Annotated in this window: 1 protein-coding gene and 1 pseudogene; both read right to left on the bottom strand. The window is 70.0% G+C overall.

The window, feature by feature from the left end:
- The coding region (locus PGX04_RS25740) for an aminotransferase class I/II-fold pyridoxal phosphate-dependent enzyme (protein ID WP_273741101.1) at positions 1-655 on the bottom strand (655 nt) is incomplete at its 3' end.
- Positions 645-853, bottom strand: a pseudogene (locus PGX04_RS25735) (TIGR00303 family protein); the annotation flags it as partial. The pseudogene PGX04_RS25735 and the gene PGX04_RS25740, both read right to left, overlap by 11 nt.

The following is an 853-nucleotide window of genomic DNA, read 5'->3' as shown; positions in this document are numbered from 1 at the left end:
TCGCCACGGCGAAGCCGGCGCGGAGCCCCGGCAGGCCGAACAGCTTGGTGAGCGAGCGCGCGACGACGACGGTCTCCAGTTCGAGTTCGGCCGCCGACGAGCGGTCGGTGAAGCCGAGGAACGCCTCGTCGACCAGGAGCGTCGTGTCCGTATCCGCACAGCGGGCCGCGAACGCCTCGAGCGCGTCCGAATCGATCGCATCCCCGGTGGGATTGTTCGGGGTGCAGATCACCGCGAGCGCGGACGCCTCGAGCACGGTCGGCCCGATCTCGCACAGCTCGTCGTAGCGAACGAATCGCGGTGTCGCTCCCTGTAGCCGAACTTCGCGGGCGTATTCGCCGAAGCTCGGATAGGGAACCAGCGCCTCGTCGCCCGGCTCGAGCGCGGTTTCCATCGCCAGCCGGATCGCAGCGAGTCCGCCCGGCGTGGGAATCACTCGGTTCGGATCGCAGCCGACGAACGCGGCCGCGGCGGCCTGGAACTCCGGGTAGTCGTCGTCCGGATAGCGACTGGACGCTTCGAGTGCGCCGGCGTACACGTCCGCGACGCCGTCGGGAGTACGCGGGTTCGTGTTGGCCGAGAAGTCCAGCACGTCGCGGTCGGATTCGCCGCCGTGAGGGACCCGCTCCGCGGTCCGGATCGAATCAGGGTCCACGGGTTCCCTCTTCGGCTCCGTCACTGCCTTCGTCGTTTTCTGCACCCGACTCACCGCCGTCGCTTTCGATCCCCAGCCGGGCACAGACCGCCTCGAGCCGGTCTCTGACCTCGCCCATCCGGCCCTCGGGGACGAGCGAGAGCGCGCCGCCCATCGCGACGCCCTCCTTGGCCTCGCCGGCGCAGTAGCGCGCCATCG

This window comes from Natrinema soli, assembly GCF_028618695.1.
Note: the sequence above shows the minus strand (reverse complement) of the source record. Positions and strands in the feature narration are given on the sequence as shown.